Here is a 20,365-nt window from a genome sequence, read left to right as displayed (position 1 = left end):
TTAGTAAAAATGAAAAGCCTCGCAATTTGCGAGGCTTTTTTTATGGAGATTTTAGTTAAAATTAATCTCGCAAAGTCGCAGAGTCGTAAAGTTTTTCTCATTTTATGTCATTTCGACGAAGGAGAAATCCTCGCGAGAAGCTCGACAAAGATTGGATTCTCGTTGCGGAGTTACTTGCGAGGATTTCTCCTTCGTCGAAATTGACAAACAGTACGTTTAGCTATTTAAACAAAACTTTGCGATTCTGCGACTTAGCGAGATTAAAAAAATAAACTTTGTGTCTTAGCGCCTTCTTGGCAAAAGAATGCTACAAACTAAAACTCATACGACCAAAGTAATAAGCCCCAGTAGTTCCCATTTGTACCGGCGCATATTTAAACACCCCATAATAACTGTTTTCATAGATTTGTTTGTTCGGGAAAATGTCAAATAAATTGTTTGCGCCCAAAGCAATCTGAATTTTTGGCGTTATTTTGTAAGCGACAGTCAAATCTGTGACTACTTTTCCATTGTGTTTCTGGATTCCTCCAAAAGGGAAACCGTCACGAATTACCTCTCCAAAATAAGTATTTCTCAATAAGAAATTCCATTTCGTTAAACTATAGTTCACAGCAAAAGTTCCTTTATGTTTAGGTGTATTTGTTTCGATCAAACTTCTTTCCTGAGGTCCGTAATAAACATCTTCCTGACCAATAAACAATGGCGGAATATTATTCAATTGGTCGTCTACATCATTGTTGTTATAATTATACAATAACGAAAGATTCATTTTTCCCTGACCAACATTCATATCATAATCAATAACAACATCAACACCGTTTGTAGTTGTGTTGATAGCATTAGTAAAGAAACGACCCGTTTGAGCACCGTATTGAGCAAACAAATCACGAAGCGCCGGAACAGGTTCTCCGTAAGCGTCATTTCCTAAGTTTCCAGTCAAGATGATTCTATTGTCAATTCTAATGTGATAATAATCAGCTGTAATGTGTAGTTTTTTTGTTGGAGAATAAACAATACCAAAACTATAGTTTCTTGAAGTTTCTTCTTTTAATTTCGGAATTCCAAGTTCTTTCGCTACTTGACTATCATTTCTAAAAATACCAGAATTCAAAAGTTGTCCGTCAACAACATCTGTTGCGATATTATTGAAGAATTGCTGGTGTAATGAAGGCGCTCTAAAACCCGAGCTAATTGCTCCACGAACAAAAAGGTTGTCTAAGATTTTATATCTGGCAGATAATTTCCCGTTAAGGGTATTTCCAAAATCAGTGAAATCCTCGTAACGACCAGCAACTCCAATTAATAATTTGTCTGTAACATCAGCCTCAACATCAGCATAAACGCCAACACTGTTTCTGTTTTCGTTAACAGCATTCAAAGGAGAAAATCCAGGGAACGATTGTGCTCCGCCGTCGATATAAGAATCTTCTTCGCCGGGAACAATTTTGTATTTTTCGAAGCGATATTCACCTCCAAAAGCCACATTCAGACCGTTAAAAACATCTTTGTATAATCTTGTAATATCAGCATTTACAGTGTTTTGCAAGAAAGAGTGATTTCCTGCTTTAAAATCAGTCGGGCTATTATCGCCCAAAGAAACATTATTTGTATTTGATACTTCATATATAAATTTATTCTCCCCGATAGTATTACTCACATCCAGTTTCCATTCTCCAAACTTAAATTTAAAACCAACTGAAGATGAAAGATCTGTCACAACAGAGTTTAATTCCGGCTGAAATCCGAAAGGGAATATAGAAGCTACGACATTCTCTGTTTCGCTTGGTAAACGTCTAAAACCATATCCAGTTCCTTCTCTGTGACTCACGCCTCCAAAAGCATAAAACTCAATTTGATCGTTTAATGGAATTGATGCATTGAAGAAACCCTGAATATTTTGGATTTTAGCATCTCCAATCTGAAAATTGAAATCATCACGTTTTAATCCGTTTTGTGCTAATAAATTATCATCAATTTGTCGTGATTGCGCTGGATCATCGGCAAAATCATAAGCAAAGAAATTGCCTTCTGCAGACTGATCAAAGATAATCAGGTTGTTGTTTTGAGAGCGATTGGTCTTTTCACGGTTATTGAATTCTCCCGTTAAGTTGATGAAGCCGCCTTTATTGCCAATTTTTGTACCGTAGTTTAAGTTCACATTCGTAGTCTGACCGTCATCTCTTGATGTTGAGCCATAAGTTACATTAGCTTCAAGACCAGCATTGTCTTTTAAAACCAAATTGATTACACCTGCAATCGCATCAGAACCGTATTGTGCTGCCGCACCATCGCGTAAAACTTCAATTCGTTTGATTGATGAAGCCGGAATTGCACTTAAATCTGTACCAACAGATCCGTTTCCAACCGTATTTTGGTAATTTACTAATGAGGTTGTATGTCTTCTCTTTCCGTTTACCAAAACCAAAACCTGATCAGGACCCAAACCTCTCAAAGAAGCCGGATCAATATGTTCTGTTCCGTCAGCTGACGATTGTCTGTTGGAGTTAAAAGACGGAATCATATACGTCAAGATATCATTTGTCGTTGTCTGCGGCGTTATATTTCTGATTTTTGCCAAGTTTACAACATCGACAGGAACAGCAGTTTCAAGTTTGCTTTTCTTGGGATTTCTGCTTCCAACAACCACAATTTCGTCAAGACTATTGTTTTCCAGAGCCAATTGAATGTCTACAAAATGATCTTTTGCCACGACTTCTTTAGTTTGATAGCCAAATAGCGATATGATAAGTGTTGGGTTATTTGTTGTAGCTGTTACGGTAAATTTCCCTAAAGCATCACTTGTTGCATTAGTTCGAGTTCCTTTGATAAGAATAGTAGCAAATTCTAGCGGATTCCCACTTTCATTTGTAATCGTTCCTTTTATCTCGTGGTTTTGTGCAAAAAACAAAGTGCTTGATAAGGTGAGAATTGCGGTTAAGACAATTTTTAGTTTTTTTCTCATTGCTGAATTTGGTTTTGAATATGATGTAAAAATTACCCTTCAAATAGAATAAATGAAAAGTATTTGTCTAGTATTTATATAGACTAATGAATAAAATGCAAATGTAATTGTAAATAATCAAAATCGATTTATAAAATCTTGTTTTTTCTAAGTTCATGGTGTCAATTTTCAAGTTTAATGAAATATCTTTGCGTAAAATTTAAAAAGATAAAAAATGAAATTACGATTATTACTTTTTTTGTGTGCTATTACATTTAATGGATTTTCGCAAAATAACGTATTGGTTTTTCAATCAGATTTTGGTTTGAAAGATGGGGCAGTATCTGCTATGAAAGGAGTTGCGATGGGAGTTTCGACCGATTTGAAAATATTTGATGTAACACATGAAATCCCGGCATTTAATATTTGGGAAGCTGCATACCGTTTGTCGCAAACGGCTCAATACTATCCGGCAGGAACTGTTTTTGTTTCGGTTTGTGATCCTGGAGTTGGAACTTCAAGACATTCAGTTGTTTTATTGACTAAATCTGGACATTATTTTGTGACTCCGGATAATGGAACTTTAACTTTAATCGCAGAACAATTAGGAATTCGTGAAGTTCGTGAAATTGATGAAGTAAAAAACCGTCGCCAGAATTCAAATGAATCTTATACGTTTCACGGTCGTGATGTGTATGCTTTTACAGGAGCTCGTTTAGCATCTAAAACAATTACTTTTGAAGAAGTTGGACAAAAATTACCAAATGAAGTAGTAAAAATAGAATATCAAAAACCGGTTTTTGAAAAAGGAATCATCAAAGGTGGAATTCCAATTTTAGACATTCAATACGGAAATGTTTGGACAAATGTGGACAATAAGATATTTGCTAATTTAGATTTGAAAGCGGGAGATGTGGTTAAAATCCAAATTTTCAACGGAGCTAAAAAAGTATATGACGGGAAATTAAAATTTGTACACACTTTCGGGGAAGTTCCGGTTGGTACTGACGTTTGTTACCTTAATAGCCTTTTGAATTTTTCATTGGCAGTAAACCAAGGCAGTTTCTCTCAAAAATATAAAGTCTACAGCGGAGCAGATTGGAGCATTTTGCTTAGCAAGTAGTTTACCACTTTGAACATAAAAATAAAAAACCGCCCATATTGAGGCGGTTTTTGTTTTTATAAAACTTTGTGACTTCGTGTCTTTGTGGCAAAAAGCCTTTTTTACAAATTAAAAGAAGCTCCTAAACTAAAAGTAGTTTGATTATTTAAATGATCGAATACATCATTATTGTTGCCATATTTTGCGATTGGGAATCCGATTTCTGTGAAAACACCAAATCCGTCAGTAAAGAAATAACGACCACCAACGTGACCACCAAAATTATGCAAACCTAAACTTAAACCAGGATAAACGTCTAATTGCTCAACGCCAATAACGCTGCTTAAATTAGCATTAATTCTTGCTTTAGCATCAAAACGCTCACTAAAATCTGGTGTCGCATCATAATATGGAGTTGGGTTATTGTGATAGAAACCATTAAAATTATCAACGCCTAATAAATAATTAGCAACAAAACCAAAAGAGAAATTTTCTCCTAAACCAAAATCAACTGATCCTTGAATTCCTGAGCCACCATCCTGAAGATTAGCGCCTACGTTAACTTTAATATCTCCTTTTCCTTTAAAAGCCTGTTGTGCTTGTGTAAATCCAAATGATGCTAAAAACAAAAGTGTGATGATCTTTTTCATAAACTTAAATATTAATTATTTTTTTTAAAGTGCAAAAATAGTTTTTTATAGATTAATTCCTACCTTTTTCGTCAAAATACAACTCATTTAACGGTTCGCTTTGCCAGAATTCTTTGGTTTCGACATTCATCATTGTCAACGGACCTCTAAAGGCTGCGCCGGTATCTACATTCCAAACATTAGCTTTTTGTACCGGAACTGTTTCACCAATTCGGGTTACAGGGGTGTGACCAATAAAGATTTCTTTGTATAAGGTAAATCGTTTAGGATAAAACATATCGCCTTCTTTTAGATTTGGATCTAATGAAAGTGCAGTTTCCCATAGTGTTCTGTCCCAGAAGAATAATTTTGGGAAATATTCGTAAGTTATACCATTAACGTTTGTAAAACCAGCATGAATATATAGACGGTTTTCTTCGTCCAGATAATAATCTTCCAGTGATTCTAAAAACGCAATATGAATTTTGATTGTTTCTTCACTTACTTTTTGGTACGCCAATACCGTTGCTTCGCCACCATGTTTGTACCACGAAGTTTCGTCAATTTCTTCGGTTTCATTTCTAAACCAGGACAACAATAGATCATCATGATTTCCTTTAATGCAAATACAGTTCTGCTTGCTTTTTAAGTCAATCAGAAAATCAATTACTTGCGGCGACTGGCTCCATCCATCGACATAATCGCCTAAAAATATAAGAGTATCTTCAGTAGTAATTTGGGCTCTTTTCATCACTTGCTCAAGGGCGAGTAATCCACCGTGTATGTCGCCTATAACAAATGTTCGCATTTTATTTTATTTCTTGTAGAAGTACAAAAATAAAGAAAATGATTTGTTTGAGATCATTAAGTTGAGAATCTTTAAAAATTGATACGATTTATAACTATAGCGACGTTCTTTTTATTGTTTTTACTGTTTAAATTTGCATAATGTCAGATGCGCCTACATATCGAAAAATTATCCATATTGACATGGATGCTTTTTATGCTTCGGTAGAGCAGATGGATAATCCGGCTTTACGCGGGAAACCCATTGCTGTTGGTGGTTCAGAAAATAGAGGAGTAGTTTCGGCGGCAAGTTACGAAGCCAGAAAATTCGGTGTCCGAAGTGCCATAAGTGGAGTTTTGGCTAAAAAGTATTGTCCTGAAATCATTTTTGTTCGTCCGAGATTTGATCGGTACAAAGAGATTTCGAATAAAATTCATGAAATCTTTCACGATTATACAGATTTGGTTGAGCCACTTTCGCTTGACGAGGCTTATCTTGACGTAACCCATAATAAAAAAGGAAACCCAAGCGCGAGTTTATTGGCACAGGAAATCAGAATGCGAATTTTAAATGAAGTCGGAATTTCAGCTTCAGCAGGAATTTCGATTAATAAATTTGTAGCCAAAATTGCCAGCGATGTCAATAAACCTAATGGTCAGAAGACGGTAAATCCAGATGAAGTCGAAGCTTTTTTAGAAGAATTGCCTATCAGAAAGTTTTACGGAGTTGGAAAAGTGACGACGGAAAAAATGTACCAATTAGGAATTTTTACAGGAACAGATCTAAAAAGTAAAACAGAGGAATTTCTGGAGAAGCATTTCGGGAAATCCGGCGCGTTTTATTATAAAGTAGTTCGCGGAATTCATAATAGCGAGGTAAAATCAGATCGTATTACTAAATCGGTCGCGGCGGAACATACTTTTGATGTGAATTTATCTTCGGAAATTTTTATGTTGGAACAACTGGACAGAATTGCTGTTTCATTAGAAAAACGATTAAAAAAGCATAATATATCCGGAAAAACCGTAACGCTTAAAATTAAATACAGCGACTTTACCCAACAAACCAGAAGCAAAACATTGCCTTATTTTATTTCAGATAAAAGCCTGATTATTGAAATAGTAGAAGAGCTTTTGTATCAGGAACGTATGAGAGACTCGGTTCGATTGCTCGGAATTTCTTTGAGTAATCTTAATACCGAAGAAAAGAAAGCGGTTGTTGTACAGCTTAAATTTGCCTTCTAATTTGATTAATCTATCATTAAATTATAAATTTTTATGCTTTTGTGACGAATTTTCTCTCTATCTTTGAGAGAGGACACACTAACATTAAATCATTTATAATGAAAGCTAATAAATTTGAAGTGGCTTCAAATCATCATTCTCTGCCTATTATGGCATGGGAATTTCATTGTGAATATTTAAGAGAATTGAAGGCTGTTTTGACTGATTTGAAGAAAGTAAAAAAGATTTCGGATCAATTTGCCTGGAATGACGTTAATCTGGATATTAAAGACAGAATTCAGGACGAAGTTGTGTTAGTTACTGATCTGGACCTAAAAATTATTTTTGCTTCGAATAAGATCAAATGTATGACTGGTTATAAAGAAGAGGAAGTTCTGGGGAAAACACCAAGAATGTTTCAGGGGCCAATGACTTGTAAAACTGCTCTCGAAGAAATGAGAGAAGCAATTAAATTGCAGATTCCGTTTGAAAAAACAATTCAGAACTATAAAAAAGATGGCCGAATGTATAAATGTAAAATTAATGCTTCACCGGTTTTCAATGTAAAAGGAAAATTGACACATTTTATAGCTTTCGAAAAAGATTTAAGCGCATAAAGATTAGCCGCAAAGGAGGTTTTGCCACAAAGGCACGAAGACACAAAGAAAATTTTTGCTTTTATAATTTAATAAAAACAGAAAAACCGCCCAAAAGGCGGTTTTTGTATATAATAAAATTCGTGTCTTAGTGCCTTTGTGGCTAACTCCGATCCTTAGAGATTTTCAAAGAAATCATTTCCTTTATCATCTGTAATAATAAAAGCAGGGAAGTCTTTAACGGTGATTTTTCTAACCGCTTCCATTCCTAATTCTTCAAAATCAACAACTTCGACTTTTAAGATATTATCCTGAGCCAAAATTGCCGCAGGACCACCAATAGAACCCAAGTAGAATCCGCCATATTTATGACAAGCATCTGTAACCTGTTTGGTACGATTTCCTTTTGCAAGCATAATCATACTTCCACCATGTTTCTGGAATTCATCAACATAAACGTCCATACGTCCGGCAGTTGTTGGTCCAAAACTTCCAGAAGCCATTCCTTCAGGAGTTTTTGCTGGTCCGGCATAATACACAGGATGATTTTTAAAGTATTCCGGCATTGGTTTTCCGGCTTCCAATAGTTCCATGATTTTTGCATGAGCAATATCACGGGCAACAATTACGGTTCCGTTTAATTTCAAACGAGTTTTTATTGGATATTGACTCAATTTAGCCAAAATATCAGCCATTGGCATATTCAGATCAATTTCTACAGGAGCTTCTAAATGTGGCGCTGTTTCTGGTAAAAATTGTTTTGGGTTTACTTCTAATTGTTCAACGAAGATTCCGTCTTTGGTAATTTTTCCTTTGATGTTTCTATCTGCAGAACATGAAACACCTAATCCAACCGGACAAGAAGCTGCGTGACGCGGCAAACGAATTACACGAACGTCATGCGTGAAATATTTTCCTCCAAACTGAGCACCAATTGCACTTTCCTGACAAATTTTCTGAACTTTTGCCTCCCATTCGATATCACGAAAAGCCTGACCAGCCATATTTCCAGAAGTAGGCAAATGATCATAATATCCGGCAGAAGCTTTTTTAACTGCACTTAGATTTGCTTCCGCAGAAGTTCCTCCAATTACTAAAGCCAAGTGGTAAGGTGGGCAAGCCGAAGTTCCTAAATCTTTGATTTTTGCACGAACGAAAGCATCCATAGATTTTTCATTCAATAAAGACTTCGTTTGTTGGTATAAATACGTTTTATTAGCAGATCCACCACCTTTTGCCATAAACAAGAATTCATAAGAAGTTCCTTTTTTAGCATAAATATCAATTTGCGCCGGAAGATTCGAACCTGAATTCTTTTCTTCAAACATCGAAATCGGAACAATTTGTGAGTAACGCAAATTACGTTTTTGGTACGTGTTGAAAATTCCTCTGCTCAACCATTCAGCATCATCAACGCCTGTAAAGATGCTTTCACCTTTTTTGGCCATAACAATAGCAGTTCCGGTGTCCTGACAGCTTGGTAACTGACCTTCGGCAGCAACCGAAGCATTTTGAAGCAGGTTATAAGCCACAAAACGATCATTGTCTGTCGCTTCAGGATCGTCAAGAATGTTACGTAGTTTTTGCAAATGTGTTGTTCTTAACATGAACGAAACATCTGTTAAGGCTTCTTCAGCCAATAATTCTAGTCCTTTTGGATCAACGGTTAAAACTTCGCGTTCTCCAAATTGCTCTACTTTCACAAAATCAGAAGTAATCTTGCGGTATTGCGTATCATCCTTTAAAATAGGATAAGGGTCTTGGTATATAAAATCAATCATTGCTTTGTTTTTTACAAAGTTAGAAATTATTTACCGAAGAAAGAATTTGAATAAGGACAGTTTTTAGATGTTTATTCTTATTTATGAAAGTCATCAAAACTCATTTTTTTCTCGAAATAAGTCTTGTCTTTTGCCGAAAGAAGCTCTTTTTTGTATCTATTTCCGCTTAAGCGAAAAACAATCGAATCTGAATGTGTGACAGTTCCCATATTTTCATCGTTATCTTCCGGTTCAAAAGAAACCGTTTTGCAATAAAAAGATTCCGGATTTGCTTTCGCCGAAGGATTTTCGAATTCGACCCAACTTCCCCAACCACTATCCGTCATAGAATCCCATTGATGAACGAGTTGTAAATTGCTATTTTTCAAATAATACAAATAGTTAGTTTGCGTATAACCGCAGGCTGGATATCCAAAACTAATTTGAATAAGCGAAGAGTTTTTGGTAGTAGCCATAGCTGAAGTCAATCCGAAAGAAGCTCCCCATTCAGATCCTTTATCAGTTCCTTTAATTGTAATCTTTGAAGAAGCAGTTTTGGTTTTATTCTGATAAAAATCAAGTTGATATTTTGCTGTGACAATACTGTCTTTATCTGCTTTCTGATCTACAAGATGTGCCAGAATATAATTATTTGCGGCGTTTTCTTCGCCTTCTGAAATCGATATGGTATCGGTTTTTAAGAATTTTTCTTCAACAACAGTTTCGGTTTGTGTTTTGTTTTCAGGCGTTGTACTTGTTATTTGTTGTTCTGGTTTTGGTTTTTGACAACCAATTAAGATTAATAAAAAGAAAAGGTATTGTGGTTTCATTTATGTGTGGTATTTGTTTGTTTAATTTAAACTGGACTGAAGTCCAGTTTATATAAAGATATTGGTTATATTAAATTTTCAAACACACATCTTTTATCAAATTCAACATTGTATTTGTTTAAAAGAGAAGAATACTCATCTTTGAAATTTTGTTTTTTGTGATGTGCTTCTTGATTGGCAATGTATTTATATACGGCATCAATATGAGATTTACTATAAGAGAAAACGCCGTAACCTTCTTGCCATTCGAATTTGTATTTTGTCAATTGATGATCATTTATAAATCTTGATGATTTTCCTTTTACAATTCTCATTAATTCTGAAATAGAAATGGTGGGTTTAAGACCTAAAAGACAATGTACATGATCTTCTGTTCCATTTACTATAATGGTTTTACAACCTGTTTCATTTATTAAATTTCCAATTACACTTAATATTTTAGATTTGCATTCATTATTAATAAGTGCTCCTCTATATTTCACAGCAAAAACTGCCTGAATGTAAACTTGATGATATGTATTTGACATTTTATATTTATTGCAACGATTTAAATTCTTACAATGATACAAAAAAATCTTACAAATATTAATCCCGTTCATTTATATCTTTTAAACCGGATTAAAATCCGGCCCTACAATATAAATCGTTTCTCCGGAACTTTAAAAAGAGCCATCGGCTCGCCTCATATTGTAGGGCTGGACTTCAGTCCATTTTAATAATAGCGTTTGCAAATAATCATATTTTAAAAAAACCACGTCGCCACAAAAATCGCTGTAATTACACAAATTACGTCAACCAAAAGCATTGTGCCTAAAGCGTATCGTGTATTTTTAATGTTAACAGAACCAAAGTAAACAGCAATTACATAAAAAGTACTTTCGGCACTACATTGAAAAATACTGCTCAGTCTTCCTGTTAAGGAATCTGCGCCAAAAGTATTCATAGAGTCAATTAAAAATCCTCTTGATCCTGCCGAACTAAAAGGTCTAAGCATTGCAACCGGTAAAGCATCGGTGATTTGTTTGTTAACACCCATATTGGAGAAAACAAAAGCAATACCATCACTAATGATTTCAAACAAACCACTATTTCTGAATAGCGAAATAGCAACTAACATTCCTAAAACATAAGGAAAAATGGTAACACCTGTTTTAACTCCATTATTTGCTCCAACTACGAAAGCATCAAAAACGGTAGTGTTTGCATCGGTAAATTTCTTTTCGTGTATGAAGGAGAAAATCAGCGTGGCTACAATAATTCCGATTAATATTAATCCTGAAAGGTTAGAAGTGAAATAATTTTTCCCAATTAAGTCCAAATGGTTTACATACATCAACAAACCAACAATGGCGGCGATTAATACCATTAAGGCGATAATAAGTGAAGCACTTTTAAAATTGATTTTTTGTTTGATTCCAACAATTAGAAACGCTGCAATTGTACCAATAAAAGAAGTTATAATACACGGAAGCATTACATCAGCCGGGTTACTTGCATTTGCTGCAGCACGATATCCAATAATCGAAGTTGCGATTAAAGTTAAACCTGAAGCATGAAGACACATAAACATAATTTGTGCATCACTTGCTTTGTCTTTATCGGGGTTTATTTCTTGTAAACTTTCCATTGCTTTTAGACCAAACGGAGTTGCAGCAGAATCTAATCCTAAGAAATTAGCGGCAAAGTTTAGGGTCATATACGATATTGAAGGATGATTTTTTGGGATACTAGGAAACACTTTTACAAAAACCGGACTCAAGGCTTTGGCTAATTTTCCGGAAACTCCAGAAATGATTAAAAGTTCCATCAATCCACAGAAAAAGGCCAAATACGCCATTAATGGTAAAATTAAATCCAGTAAAGTTGTTTTACAGGTTGGTAATAAACCGTCTGATTTTTGAACTCCGCTATAAATTTTTACAGTTTTGTTTTTATAAACATACGTTGTATCGGGATTAAGTGTGTCACGATTGATGATCATTGTTTGATCCGGTGCTTTTTTGATGCTGTCTTTGATAAAAGCGGGAAGTTGTTCCGCATATTTTTCTGAAACCAGGATCGGATCGTCTTTTTTTCCATTCAAAACATAATCAATGGTATAAGTATTGGCAGTAAACAAGCTGATTATAACAAAGATAATCGACGAAATAAAAATAGTTAACCAAAATCTACTTAATACCATAGCGCTGTTTTTTTTTGTAAATGTAATTATTTAGCAATAAAATGCACAAAGAATTTGCCGATGAAACCCGAAGAATTTATCAGAAAATGGAATGTTTTCGCGAAAAACGGATTTATTCGATAACAATTTTTGTTTCGAGGTAGTTTTCAAAAGCTTTAATCCCTTCAAACAGAATTGCTTTTTTATGACTTTCAGTTTCATGAAAAAACTGCGTTTCTATTTTAGCGTGATCTTTTTTAATGGTTCTTTTCCAGATTCCAATTACTTTTCCGTTTTCGAGAATAATAGGTTTGAAGATTCCATTATTGGTAAAAGCTTTCGATTGATGTTCTGATAAAATAGAAGCTTCTCGAGTTTTATACGAAATCAAGATCTCATCAAAAGCGGGAAGAAAATGTACGCTTTCGCGGAAGTCGGAATCTTTAATGATATTATTTCCAAACCAATACGTCTGGTTTTCAATCTCAATAGAATTCAATTGCAACTCCATTGCGTTAATGGCTAGTTTGCACGTGGTTGGCGGGAAACCTGACCACCACGAAAAGTCAGTGAGTGTAGCAGGGCCGTGGCTTTCGAAGTATCGTTTGGCCAATTTTGAAAGCGCTTCTTCTTTCGTTAATTTGAATTTTGGTTTAGAAACTCTTTCTTCGAGTAAGGCATAAGTGATTTGTTTTCCTTTCATTTTTCCATTACAGACCAATCCATCCAATTCGGCATTCATCATAATGGCCGCGCTCAAAAAATCTTCGCTTGAACTTTTTTTGATGTTGAGTTCCTGCATGATTTCGTCACGTGTCAAATGATTATTGCCTGTTAGTAGTTTTTCGATTTTAGTATTAACCTGATCAAATTTCTTTTCATCATAACCATATTTTTTACCGGCCGAAGCAGTAAATCGTTTGACCTGTGGTGCCGAAAGATCCAGCATCCAATAAATATCATCGGAAGCAACAAAATGCCAGGTTGGTCTTAAAATATGAGTTCTAATAATTTTGGCTGAATTTATAGCTTCTTCAATTTCTTTTTCAGAAGAATCACAACGAGAACCAATCGCCCATTTTGCCATCGCATAATCTTGTGCTTGCATGGCACCCAAATGCTGTACAATTTCTTGTGGTGAACATGGAGTTGTTTTATAAAGCTTTTGCGAAGCCAGTCTATAATGTGAGATTTCCGGATGTGTCATTTTCTAAAAAAATTAAACCATATAAGTTAAATAAGTCCATTTTAGCTTTGTGCCTCTGTAACTTTGAACCTTTGCAACTAAAACTCAAACCATATAAGTTATATAAGTTCATTTTATACTTTGCACCTTTGTTACTTTGAGCCTTTGTCCCTTTAATTAAACATGAATAATTTCATCGTCAATCAATAAATCTTCCCTACGTAAACGAAGGAAAACCTGCGCTACGGCGATTGTATCTTTTTCGCAATAGGTTATAATTCGGTCGATATCTTTTTCGACATAATACACGTAGCCAACCTGACTTCCGTCGATATCGCCTTTTGGCGATGGAACTCCGAGAATCTTTGTCAGTAATTTTAAAGACGTAAAGTGTTTATAATCGCCAAACTTCCATAATTCTAAAGTATCCAAATGTGCAATTTCCCAAGGTTTTTTTCCAAATAAATTCAGTTTGTCCGGAATCGCAATTTGGTTAATGATCATTCTTCTGGCAATAAACGGAATATCAAATTCCTTTGCGTTATGTCCGCATAAAAGATGTTGAGGCTGATTGAAGTGATTGTTCAGTAAATTATTGAAGTCACGAAGAATCTTCTTTTCATCTCCAAAGAACGATGTTACACGAAAATTTCTGACATCGCCTTTAATCGTGAAATATCCAACCGAAATACAGATTATCTTTCCAAATTCAGCCCAAATTCCGGCACGATCGTAAAATTCTTCTGGTGTAAAATCGTCTTTTCTTTGATATTGCGTTTTATGATCCCAAAGCGATTGCATTTCCGCGTCAAGCGAATTAAAATTCTCTTCTTCAGGAACGGTTTCTATATCCAGAAACAAAATGTTGTTGAGGTTTATTTTTTCAATCATAATTTTTTGCCACGAAATGCACAAATTAGCACTAATTCTATTGGAGATAAATATACAATAATTTAATTTTAATATAAGAAATAACCTATATTTTAAAGTGGGCTCTAAGGTTTTTTTCAACGATACGGAACAGACGAAGCAATTTCACAAATTAACACGAATTAAGATTTATCAGACGAATAAAATAGAAATTAGTGAAAATTAGTGAAATTCGTGGCTAACTTTTTTAAAACAAACTTTGTTGTGTTGTTGGGTTCTCATGTTCAAGCAGCCATTTTTTGCGTGGTAAACCTCCGGCATAACCGGTTAAAGATCCATTTGTGCCAATCACACGATGACAAGGAACTACAATCCATAACGGATTTTTACCATTTGCTGATGCAACAGCACGAATCGCTTTTACATCGCCCAGTTTTTTAGTCTGGTCCATGTAGCTTATCGTTTTTCCGTATGGAATTTCTAACAGTGATTTCCATACTTTCTGCTGAAATTCGGTGCCTTTTGGGTTTAGTTTGAAGCTGAAATCGGTTCTTTTTTTATCGAAATATTCCTGAAGTTGCAAAACGGCTTCTTTTAAAACTTCTGGAATTTCCTGCGAAATCTCATTTGTTCCAACATCAGAAACAGAAATTACAGAAACACCATCTTCATCTCCAACGATTTTGGTTATTCCTAAAGGCGAATCGATATAAGCTGTTTCCATAGTTTTAGTTTTAACCGCAAAGAATGCAATCCCGATAACTATCGGGATACGCAAAGTTCGCAATTTTATTTAAACCGTATAAGTGATGTAAGTAAATTTAAGTTTTATGTTAATTCTACCAGCCACCGCCTCCACCGCCACCACCTCCGCCTCCGGAACTTCCACCGCCAGAACTTCCACTACTGGAAGAACTCGAAGATGAAGTATAAGTGTCATAAAAATGAGTTATATTTTGATACGAAAAGCCAACAGAACCATCGCTGGTTTTGATCCAGTTGCTGGTGTAATTTAAACTTTTTAAGGCATCCGAAAACTTTAGATTCCATTCTTCTTCAATGCCCAATGCAAAAGCGTATGGCAGATTTTCTTCGTAAGCGCTTATAATGTTAGTACTTTGTTCTACAGGATAATTTAGTAAGTGCTGTTTGAATTTTTCAATTTGAATTTTAGTAACAAGTCCCAGTTTAGTATAAGAATTAATTAGGCTAAGAAATATTGTAAAACCTGTAACGATTAAAAATATAACTAGTGCATTTAGAGCCGAATAGTTTTTGTCGACATTTATGGCGAAAAAAGATGCAAAAGTAAAAGCTGCTGGAAAAATGGCTACAATCATACATGGAAATGCTACAGAAAATTGTCTTTTTATAAATGATTTTATAATTACTATAAGCAATATTGCAGTAAGATTTAGGGATGTAAAACCAATAACAACAAAGATCAAAGCTGTGCCCACTGTTAAGTAACTGTAAGTAACAATTGTTATAATTGTAATTATTGATGCTATTAAAATTTGTTTGAGATTGCTTAAAAAGTAATCTTTTAAATTGTGCTGATTCTTAAGTGATTTCTCAAGCATTTTCTCTGCTTGGCTAAAAATAGTGTAAGATTTAGAATTGATAGCAAAAGTGTCACTTTCCTTAAAAAAAACATCTAAAACAGCATTTTCTTCTGGTGCTAAATTTGTGGTTTTTGAGCCTTTTACCAGATAATACTCGAATTCCTCTCTCCAGGTTTGAAATCCATTACCGGTAATTTCTATTGCAACCTTAATCGAAAGGCTAATTATTGCAACCAGAAGTGTTTTTGAGTTAGAATATCTTTCTTTAATATATAGCAGTGAAGTTGCGGTATGGTGATTTTTTATATCAATGAATTGATTGCTTTCATTTGAAATTAAAGGATCTTCGCCATACTTTTTCCATGAAAAATAATAAAAAAGCAAGCAAATTGAAACGGCTAGAAGTCCGAGGAATAATTTTTCTGCAGAAACAAATTCTTCTATTTTATAATGAGGCAAAAAGAAGGGCTGATAAACAATTCCCTTTGGAAATCCAACTGCTACAGTAAAACCTTCTTCTTTTTTTAGATTTTTTGAAGTAAAATAAACCGAAGTTCCTCCAATTTTTGAATCACATTCACTTTGCTTCGATCCTAAAATGCCAGTATAACAATGAGTTTGTAATGCCGATGTTCCGCTTGGTAAGATTACTTTTGCAGATACATTTTCGATATCAAACTGCCAATAATTCCCTGTTACATTCCAATAAACTTCGTCAAAATTGTCATAAGAATGTATTTGTGCTTCGACTTCGTAAGTTAGTTTGTAGGTGTAAGTTCCTTCGCTAAGAGAAATGTCTTTATCGCCAATATAAATCTTGAAATTTTCGCCATCTATATCTGTGTGATAAGGTTCTTTGATCCAGTCTTTGGTAACATTCAAGATTGTATAAAAATTATTTCTGGAGACTTTCGAGGAATAGTTTTTCATCGGAAGTTGACGAAAGATACCGTGATCTATTTCTTGTTGTGCGGCATAAACGGTAATAGTTTCGGTAACAACAATGTTTCCGTTTTCCTTAATAAGAATGTCAGCATGAAATTGTTTTATTCTTTCCGTACGTTCATGTTCCTCTGTAAGTGTTGAATCAGTTTGACTAAAACATTGGGAAAATGAAAGTAATACTAAACCGAGAGTGAATAGAAACCTGAAATGTCTTATCATGAAAGAAGTTATTTTGCGGAGTGAAAATAAGGATTTTGTTTCTAATCCATGTAAGTTATGTAAGTGAATTTAAGTTTTATCTTTTTAACGCAAAGTTCGCAAAGGTTTTACGCAAAGTCTGCAAAGTTTGTTGTTATTGCGTTTTACTTTGGAGATCACAAAGCTTTGCGGTTTGGAACTTATATCACTTATATGGTTTAATAATTCTCTAACCTAAATTGGTAATTTAAACTGGTTTCTATTTTTTCGTTTGAAATAGTCTTTTTGATATTCGATTTTTCAAGACTGAATTTTGGTAAAACTAAGTTCAGTTCCTTTGCTTGTTGCGTATAATATTCCTGCCGACTTGGGTGAAAAGGCGCAACGGCATTAAAAACTTCATTCCATTTTGATTGATTAATGATCATTTCGATGATTCTGATGCAATCATTTTGATGAATTAAATTTACTGGAGCGTCTGGGTTTTCAAGGTTTTCCTTTCCTGCTAAATGTTTAACCGGATGACGATCTTCGCCAATTAATCCACCGAAGCGTAAAATTGTAGTTTCGAAGTTTTTATTTTTTTGAAGAATCGCTTCCGCTAAAAGTAATTGTTTACTGCTTTCTGTTTCAGGATTCGGAATAGTTTCTTCGGTAATAATTCCGTTTTCATTGCCATAAACCGCAGTTGAACTTACAAAAAGTACTTTTTTTACGGTTGATTTTTCTATAAACGCAATTAGATTTTGAATTTTCTCTACGAAAACCTTTCGGGAAGTATCATCGTTATTTCCTCTCAATTTTGGTGGAATGTCAATAATTAGGATTTCGCTTTTAGCTAAAAAAGAAGTTATACTTTCAGAAACACTTTCGCTTTCAAGCGCCACTAAAAATGAATTTATACCGGCGTTTTTAAGAATAGAAAGTTTATTTTCAGAAGTGGTAGATCCGTTTACTGAATAACGCTTTTTTGCGATTAAGCTTTTCGCCAAAGGTAAACCCAGCCATCCGCAGCCTAAAATACTTATTTGTGTCATTTTTTATTTTGAAGGTTCAAAGGTACAGAGGTTCAGAGTGACAAAGGTTAAAACTATGTCTTTTTCTTCACGACTTCGAGCCTTTGCGAGATTAAATTTTAAGCATTGACTTTTACAAATCTAGCGTAAAGCGAACTTTATCTTTTCCTTTTCCGCCAATTCTGTTGTAGAATTTTATGGCCCTTTCGTTAAATTCCGGTGTTTGCCATTGTATGTTGACGCAGTTTTTCTCCGTTCCAATTTGTTTTAGTTTTTCGATTAGAATTTCACCAATTCCAAGACCTCTCGTTTCTTCTTCCAGAAACAAACAATCCATGTAGATAAAAGTTGCTGCATTCCAAGTCGAAAAATCAAAAGTATAAGAAACGTAACCTACAATTGTCTCTTTTGTGGCAACTACCAAACAATGTAGTTTTGGATTTTCGTCAAACAAAGCTTTCTTTAAACCTTCTTCTTTTCCTTCCGGAGAATAAGCTGCTTTTTCGTATTCAGCATGTTTTTGGCATAAAACAACGAGTTTTGGTAGATCAGATACTTCGCAGTTTCTTATTGAATATTCCATTGCAGATTGATTTCGTTTTGTAAAAAGGTTATAAAATGATGAAAATAGTCGGGATATTGCTCGTTTTCTCTAATGGCGATAAAGTGTTTTCTTTTTAATCCGTTTTTACCAATTTTAATGGCTTTTATCGGGTTGTTTTTCAAATGTGGTAACAATGCCCATTTCGCCATAGACATTACGCCCATATCGGCTTTTACCATTTCCAGAGACGCTTCAGTCAACGGAAGAGGAGTGATCTTTTTGGGAGTTACTTTGGCTGGAGCCAAAACAAATTGATGAATCGTCACGGTTTCCATCGGAAGGGAATGAATCAGTAAATGTTCGTTGATAAAATCTTCGGCAACAACGTATTTTTTATCCGCCCAAGCGTGATTTTCAGAAACCGCCATAACTACTTCGTCCTGAAAAAGCTCAATGTATTTGATGTTGTTGTCTTTGATCTGATCGCTTATGATGGCAATATCGATTGTGTTTTCTAGTAATTTTTGTAACGGAATATGTGTGGCTTCGGTTATGATTTTCAATTCTACATTTGGGTACAAATTATGGAATTGTTTTAAAACCGGCGGCAACCAATGATAACTCGAATAACATTCGGTACTAATTCTGATTTCGCCATGCTCGCCATAAACCATTTGCTTGATTTGCGATTGTGTTTGAGATAGTTTGTCCAGAATTTCATTGGCAAGTTCATAGATTTTGTCGCCTGCTTTTGTCAAAACCAGTTTTTTGTTTGTTCTCAAGAAAATGGGAGTTCCCAATTGGTATTCGGCTTCTTTAAGTTGATGACTCAAAGCCGATTGTGTCAAATGCAATTTGTCAATCGCTTTGGTTATGCTTCCTTCTTCGACAATTGCTTTTATTAATTTTAAATGACGGATTTCCATTTTTGAGGATTTATATACAAAGTAACGAAATTTAGGAATGGCTTTTCTATGAAAAAAAGTAATCAAAGTGATGAATTCTTTTCGTTTTTATGGAAAGAGGTGTTGGAGTACTTTTGAATCAACGAAATCATTAAAACTATAAAAAAATGGAAGTACAAATTAAACATTATGAGAATAAACTAGCCTTCGAAATGGATCCGTCTGATTTATTTGATGCTTTGAATAATGGAGAAAAGGTAATTGTTATTGATGCCAGAAAAGCTTTTGGATTTGAGGCAGAACATATTCCGACAGCGATTAATATTCCTCATCGTGAAATGACGATCGAAACCACAAAACACTTGGATAAAGAAGTTTTATACGTTACTTATTGTGATGGAATTGGCTGTAATGCCTCGACAAGAGGCGCATTGAATATGGCGAAACTTGGTTTTAAAGTAAAAGAACTAATTGGCGGAATAGAGTGGTGGAAGTTTGACGGTTATGCTACCGAAGGAACAAACGGTGTAAAAGCAGGTTTGAAAATTGAATGTGCCTGTTAATTTTCTAGGTACAAAGGTTCAAAGTTACAAAGGTTTTCAAGGTATTCTAAAAAACAAAAAGCACTATAAAAATAGTGCTTTTTTAAACCTTTGTGCCTTTGAACCTTTAAGCCTAATTTTAAGATTCGATCAAAGCTTTTAAACCTTGAAGAATTGGATTTTCTTCGCCTTGCGGAGCTTCCTGAACTGCGCCGGGACGATTGTCTTCCTGAATAATTTCTAGTTTTACTTTCTGATTTTCTTCAGATAAAATGTAACTCATTATGAAATAATTCTCCGGTTTATCTTCAAGTTCTGGTCTTGGGAAAAACAAAGAATACTTGATTTTCTGATTCGGAGTAACTTCTAAAACCGTTCCCCATTGTTCAAAAACCTGGCCTTCCCATTCATTTCTAAATCTGATTTCGTTACCAACTTTCCAGTCTGTAATTAAATCGCTTCCGTATTGCCATTGTTTGACCAATTCTGGTTGTGTCAATGTGTTCCAAACTTTTTCTATAGGCGCATTTAGATGGATTGTAGAAATATTTGTTGCCATAACAAG

The 20,365-nt window shown here is 34.7% G+C and carries 19 protein-coding genes; 4 read left to right on the top strand and 15 right to left on the bottom strand.

Annotated features, from left to right (window positions below; all coding sequences use genetic code 11):
- Positions 1-307 precede the first annotated feature (307 nt).
- Positions 308-2,962 carry a TonB-dependent receptor gene (locus LPB88_RS06165; RefSeq protein ID WP_230713623.1) on the bottom strand — a complete coding sequence of 885 codons (2,655 nt, stop codon included), beginning with the start codon at positions 2,960-2,962 and terminating at the stop codon, positions 308-310.
- Positions 2,963-3,176: 214 nt separating this feature from the next.
- Between LPB88_RS06165 and LPB88_RS06160 the strand changes: the two genes are divergently transcribed.
- Positions 3,177-4,064 (top strand): S-adenosyl-l-methionine hydroxide adenosyltransferase family protein, encoded by an 888-nt coding sequence (locus LPB88_RS06160; protein ID WP_230713620.1) that lies wholly within the window; start codon positions 3,177-3,179, stop codon positions 4,062-4,064.
- Between the two features lie 101 nt (positions 4,065-4,165).
- Here LPB88_RS06160 and LPB88_RS06155 read toward each other — a convergent pair whose 3' ends face one another.
- Together LPB88_RS06155 and LPB88_RS06150 are read right to left on the bottom strand one after the other, a co-directional pair.
- Positions 4,166-4,693 carry a DUF6646 family protein gene (locus LPB88_RS06155; RefSeq protein WP_230713617.1) on the bottom strand — a complete coding sequence of 176 codons (528 nt, stop codon included), beginning with the start codon at positions 4,691-4,693 and terminating at the stop codon, positions 4,166-4,168.
- A 52-nt stretch (positions 4,694-4,745) separates the two neighbouring features.
- Complete coding sequence (locus LPB88_RS06150) at positions 4,746-5,480, bottom strand: metallophosphoesterase family protein (RefSeq protein WP_230713616.1); 735 nt, start codon at positions 5,478-5,480, stop codon at positions 4,746-4,748.
- Between the two features lie 140 nt (positions 5,481-5,620).
- On the opposite strand from LPB88_RS06150, the gene dinB reads away from it, so the two are divergent.
- Positions 5,621-6,703, top strand: coding sequence for a DNA polymerase IV (dinB, locus tag LPB88_RS06145; RefSeq protein WP_230713614.1), 1,083 nt, complete (start codon positions 5,621-5,623; stop codon positions 6,701-6,703).
- Between the two features lie 98 nt (positions 6,704-6,801).
- Positions 6,802-7,299 carry a PAS domain-containing protein gene (locus LPB88_RS06140; RefSeq protein WP_230713604.1) on the top strand — a complete coding sequence of 166 codons (498 nt, stop codon included), beginning with the start codon at positions 6,802-6,804 and terminating at the stop codon, positions 7,297-7,299.
- 155 nt (positions 7,300-7,454) lie between these two features.
- Here the strand turns inward: LPB88_RS06140 and LPB88_RS06135 are convergent, their stop codons facing one another.
- The 11 genes from LPB88_RS06135 to LPB88_RS06085 form a co-directional block, all read right to left on the bottom strand.
- Positions 7,455-9,059, bottom strand: coding sequence for a fumarate hydratase (locus LPB88_RS06135; RefSeq protein WP_230713601.1), 1,605 nt, complete (start codon positions 9,057-9,059; stop codon positions 7,455-7,457).
- A gap of 77 nt (positions 9,060-9,136) precedes the next feature.
- Positions 9,137-9,868, bottom strand: coding sequence for a hypothetical protein (locus tag LPB88_RS06130; protein ID WP_230713598.1), 732 nt, complete (start codon positions 9,866-9,868; stop codon positions 9,137-9,139).
- Between the two features lie 65 nt (positions 9,869-9,933).
- The gene (gene tnpA, locus LPB88_RS06125) at positions 9,934-10,395 is read right to left on the bottom strand and encodes an IS200/IS605 family transposase (protein ID WP_230713595.1); all 462 of its coding nucleotides are present in this window, start codon (positions 10,393-10,395) and stop codon (positions 9,934-9,936) included.
- A gap of 215 nt (positions 10,396-10,610) precedes the next feature.
- The gene (locus tag LPB88_RS06120; protein ID WP_230713592.1) at positions 10,611-12,050 is read right to left on the bottom strand and encodes a nucleoside recognition domain-containing protein; all 1,440 of its coding nucleotides are present in this window, start codon (positions 12,048-12,050) and stop codon (positions 10,611-10,613) included.
- A gap of 112 nt (positions 12,051-12,162) precedes the next feature.
- Complete coding sequence (locus tag LPB88_RS06115) at positions 12,163-13,236, bottom strand: winged helix DNA-binding domain-containing protein (protein ID WP_230713580.1); 1,074 nt, start codon at positions 13,234-13,236, stop codon at positions 12,163-12,165.
- A 156-nt stretch (positions 13,237-13,392) separates the two neighbouring features.
- On the bottom strand, positions 13,393-14,106 hold the full coding sequence (locus LPB88_RS06110) for a 3'-5' exonuclease (RefSeq protein ID WP_230713577.1): 714 nt from the start codon (positions 14,104-14,106) through the stop codon (positions 13,393-13,395).
- Positions 14,107-14,332: 226 nt separating this feature from the next.
- Positions 14,333-14,809: a methylated-DNA--[protein]-cysteine S-methyltransferase gene (locus tag LPB88_RS06105; RefSeq protein WP_230713575.1), complete on the bottom strand. Its 477-nt coding sequence runs from the start codon at positions 14,807-14,809 to the stop codon at positions 14,333-14,335.
- Between the two features lie 115 nt (positions 14,810-14,924).
- Positions 14,925-16,814, bottom strand: coding sequence for a DUF2207 domain-containing protein (locus LPB88_RS06100; RefSeq protein ID WP_230713573.1), 1,890 nt, complete (start codon positions 16,812-16,814; stop codon positions 14,925-14,927).
- Positions 16,815-17,011: 197 nt separating this feature from the next.
- On the bottom strand, positions 17,012-17,830 hold the full coding sequence (locus tag LPB88_RS06095; RefSeq protein ID WP_230713572.1) for an SDR family oxidoreductase: 819 nt from the start codon (positions 17,828-17,830) through the stop codon (positions 17,012-17,014).
- 112 nt (positions 17,831-17,942) lie between these two features.
- A complete protein-coding gene (locus tag LPB88_RS06090; RefSeq protein WP_230713570.1) occupies positions 17,943-18,392 on the bottom strand; it encodes a GNAT family N-acetyltransferase in 450 nt (149 codons plus the stop codon).
- Positions 18,377-19,279: a LysR family transcriptional regulator gene (locus LPB88_RS06085; protein WP_230713567.1), complete on the bottom strand. Its 903-nt coding sequence runs from the start codon at positions 19,277-19,279 to the stop codon at positions 18,377-18,379. The genes LPB88_RS06090 and LPB88_RS06085 overlap by 16 nt, the downstream gene beginning before the upstream one ends.
- Positions 19,280-19,425: 146 nt before the next feature.
- On the opposite strand from LPB88_RS06085, the gene LPB88_RS06080 reads away from it, so the two are divergent.
- Positions 19,426-19,821 carry a rhodanese-like domain-containing protein gene (locus LPB88_RS06080; RefSeq protein ID WP_230713565.1) on the top strand — a complete coding sequence of 132 codons (396 nt, stop codon included), beginning with the start codon at positions 19,426-19,428 and terminating at the stop codon, positions 19,819-19,821.
- Positions 19,822-19,939: 118 nt separating this feature from the next.
- Here the strand turns inward: LPB88_RS06080 and LPB88_RS06075 are convergent, their stop codons facing one another.
- Positions 19,940-20,359 carry an SRPBCC family protein gene (locus tag LPB88_RS06075; RefSeq protein ID WP_230713563.1) on the bottom strand — a complete coding sequence of 140 codons (420 nt, stop codon included), beginning with the start codon at positions 20,357-20,359 and terminating at the stop codon, positions 19,940-19,942.
- Positions 20,360-20,365: the final 6 nt, after the last annotated feature.

The sequence above is a fragment of the Flavobacterium sp. JAS genome (genome assembly GCF_020991455.1).
In the GTDB taxonomy this organism is placed as follows: Bacteria; Bacteroidota; Bacteroidia; order Flavobacteriales; family Flavobacteriaceae; genus Flavobacterium.
This window is presented reverse-complemented; position numbering and strand designations above follow the sequence as displayed.

What these genes read in the sequence shown, in the direction of transcription:
- LPB88_RS06105 (WP_230713575.1), bottom strand. Translation starts at nt 14,809, where the DNA reads ATGGAAACAGCTTATATCGATTCGCCTTTAGGAATAACCAAAATCGTT.
- LPB88_RS06115 (WP_230713580.1), bottom strand. Translation starts at nt 13,236, where the DNA reads ATGACACATCCGGAAATCTCACATTATAGACTGGCTTCGCAAAAGCTT.
- LPB88_RS06090 (WP_230713570.1), bottom strand. Translation starts at nt 18,392, where the DNA reads ATGGAATATTCAATAAGAAACTGCGAAGTATCTGATCTACCAAAACTC.
- LPB88_RS06150 (WP_230713616.1), bottom strand. Translation starts at nt 5,480, where the DNA reads ATGCGAACATTTGTTATAGGCGACATACACGGTGGATTACTCGCCCTT.
- LPB88_RS06080 (WP_230713565.1), top strand. Translation starts at nt 19,426, where the DNA reads ATGGAAGTACAAATTAAACATTATGAGAATAAACTAGCCTTCGAAATG.
- LPB88_RS06100 (WP_230713573.1), bottom strand. Translation starts at nt 16,814, where the DNA reads ATGATAAGACATTTCAGGTTTCTATTCACTCTCGGTTTAGTATTACTT.
- LPB88_RS06110 (WP_230713577.1), bottom strand. Translation starts at nt 14,106, where the DNA reads ATGATTGAAAAAATAAACCTCAACAACATTTTGTTTCTGGATATAGAA.
- LPB88_RS06120 (WP_230713592.1), bottom strand. Translation starts at nt 12,050, where the DNA reads ATGGTATTAAGTAGATTTTGGTTAACTATTTTTATTTCGTCGATTATC.
- LPB88_RS06095 (WP_230713572.1), bottom strand. Translation starts at nt 17,830, where the DNA reads ATGACACAAATAAGTATTTTAGGCTGCGGATGGCTGGGTTTACCTTTG.
- LPB88_RS06160 (WP_230713620.1), top strand. Translation starts at nt 3,177, where the DNA reads ATGAAATTACGATTATTACTTTTTTTGTGTGCTATTACATTTAATGGA.
- tnpA (WP_230713595.1), bottom strand. Translation starts at nt 10,395, where the DNA reads ATGTCAAATACATATCATCAAGTTTACATTCAGGCAGTTTTTGCTGTG.
- LPB88_RS06135 (WP_230713601.1), bottom strand. Translation starts at nt 9,059, where the DNA reads ATGATTGATTTTATATACCAAGACCCTTATCCTATTTTAAAGGATGAT.
- LPB88_RS06165 (WP_230713623.1), bottom strand. Translation starts at nt 2,962, where the DNA reads ATGAGAAAAAAACTAAAAATTGTCTTAACCGCAATTCTCACCTTATCA.
- LPB88_RS06155 (WP_230713617.1), bottom strand. Translation starts at nt 4,693, where the DNA reads ATGAAAAAGATCATCACACTTTTGTTTTTAGCATCATTTGGATTTACA.
- LPB88_RS06075 (WP_230713563.1), bottom strand. Translation starts at nt 20,359, where the DNA reads ATGGCAACAAATATTTCTACAATCCATCTAAATGCGCCTATAGAAAAA.
- dinB (WP_230713614.1), top strand. Translation starts at nt 5,621, where the DNA reads ATGTCAGATGCGCCTACATATCGAAAAATTATCCATATTGACATGGAT.
- LPB88_RS06140 (WP_230713604.1), top strand. Translation starts at nt 6,802, where the DNA reads ATGAAAGCTAATAAATTTGAAGTGGCTTCAAATCATCATTCTCTGCCT.
- LPB88_RS06130 (WP_230713598.1), bottom strand. Translation starts at nt 9,868, where the DNA reads ATGAAACCACAATACCTTTTCTTTTTATTAATCTTAATTGGTTGTCAA.
- LPB88_RS06085 (WP_230713567.1), bottom strand. Translation starts at nt 19,279, where the DNA reads ATGGAAATCCGTCATTTAAAATTAATAAAAGCAATTGTCGAAGAAGGA.